Source organism: Micromonospora sp. DT44, assembly GCF_049841635.1.
Classification (GTDB): Bacteria; Actinomycetota; Actinomycetes; order Mycobacteriales; family Micromonosporaceae; genus Micromonospora.
In genome coordinates, this window is sequence record NZ_JBNCKS010000119.1 from 1 (window position 1) to 1788 (window position 1788).

Sequence of the window (1788 nt, forward strand, 5' to 3'; positions counted from 1 at the left end):
TCAGCGAGCGACCAACACGATTTTCAGCCCGGAACGGGCCACCTCGCCAGAGGCGACAAGGACTAACCCCCCACCCCACCCCACCCCACCCCACCCCCTCCGGGCCGTCCGCTCGCGTTGATCATGAAGTTATTGCCCCGACACGCCGCGCGGCAGGGCAATAACTTCATGATCAACGGGGTCGGGCGGGGTCGGGCGGGGTCGGGCGGGGTCGGGCGGGGTCGGGCGGGTCGGGCGGGGTCGGGCGGGGCGGGGCGGGTTCGGGTTTGGGTTCGGGGGGGTGGGGGTTAGGCCAGGGCTCTTCTGGTGGCTTTGGGTGGGCGGTCGCCGCGGATTGAGGCCACCATGTCCAGCACTCGGCGGGTCGGCCCGACCTGGTGGGCCCGGAACACGCGGGCGCCCAGCCAGGCGGAGACCGCCGTCGCGGCGAGCGTGCCCTCCAGGCGCTCGCCCACCGGAAGGTCGAGCGTCTCGCCGATGAAGTCCTTGTTGGAGAGCGCCACGAGCACCGGCCAGCCGGTCACGGTCAGCTCGCCCAGCCGACGGGTGATCTCCAACGAGTGGCGGGTGTTCTTGCCGAAGTCGTGCGCCGGGTCGATGAGGATTCCGTCGGGGCGTACCCCCTCCGCCACCGCACGCTCGGCGAGCCCGGTCACCGTCGCGACCACGTCGGTCACCACGTCGTCGAAGGCGGCGCGGTGCGGCCTGGTGCGGGGGGTGAGGCCGCCGGCGTGCGAGCAGACCAGCCCGGCGCCCGTGCTCGCCGCGACCCGCGCGAGCGCCGGGTCGACGCCCGACCAGGTGTCGTTGAGCAGGTCCGCGCCGGCCGCCACGGCCTCCGTCGCCACCTCGGCGCGCCAGGTGTCGATGGAGATCACCACCTCCGGGAACGCGGACCGTACGGCGGCGATGGTGTCCACCGTGCGTCGGATCTCCTCGGTCACGTCCACCTCGGTACCCGGACCGGCCTTGACCCCGCCGATGTCGATGATCTCGGCGCCCTCGTCGACCGCCCGTTCGACCGCCCGGAGCGCGCTGTCCGCGGCGAAGGTGGCGCCCCGGTCGAAGAACGAGTCCGGTGTGCGGTTGACGATGGCCATCACCACCAGCTCACCCGGCGCGAACGTCCGCGAACCAAGCCGAAGTGCCCCGGCCATGCCGCCTCCCGCCTCCTGCGCGCCGTCGCCGCTGCTCCGGCCGCCACCGACGCTAGCCGGTCCGCGCCGGCACGCGTGGGGCGGGCGTGGGCGTCGATGGGTGATCGGGGTGGTGGGGTCGCTACCGGCGGGCTGTCGTGCCACGATCAGTGCATGGGTCAGCTTCTGCTCCTCCTGGTCGTGGCGTTGACCGTCGCGGCGGTGGTTTTCGGCGTGACGGTGCTGGTCGGCGGGCGCGATCCCGGTCTCGCTCCGACGGAACCGGATTCGCAGGCCATACCGCTGCCGGGCACCCGGCCGCTGCGCGAATCCGACGTCGGCGCGGTCCGCTTCGACACCGGTCTCCGTGGCTACCGGATGGCCCAGGTCGACCAGGCGATGCGCCGCGCCGCCTACGACATCGGCTACAAGTCCGAACTGATCGGCGTGTTGGAGGCGGAGGTCATCGCGCTGCGCGAGGGCCGGACCGACGACGCGGACGTGCTGCGCCGGGCGCGGGAGCAGTCCGCCGGTGCGGCGCCCGACGCCACGGCAGCGGAGCCCTCGGCCACCTCCTCAGCGGCCGACGCGGACGGCGTGGCACCGGCGACCGACTCGGCTGTGGACGCCGACGGCATCGCCCCGGCCACCT

Annotated in this window: 2 protein-coding genes; one reads left to right on the forward strand and one right to left on the reverse strand. The window is 73.5% G+C overall.

Going from position 1 to position 1788, the window contains the following annotated elements; translation table 11 throughout:
• Positions 1-287: 287 nt before the first annotated feature.
• Positions 288-1157: a dihydropteroate synthase gene (folP, locus tag ACLQ25_RS32400; RefSeq protein WP_425734536.1), complete on the reverse strand. Its 870-nt coding sequence runs from the start codon at positions 1155-1157 to the stop codon at positions 288-290.
• Between the two features lie 153 nt (positions 1158-1310).
• Here folP and ACLQ25_RS32405 point away from each other — a divergent pair.
• A partial coding sequence (locus tag ACLQ25_RS32405) for a DivIVA domain-containing protein (RefSeq protein ID WP_425734537.1) occupies positions 1311-1788 on the forward strand: 478 nt, incomplete at its 3' end.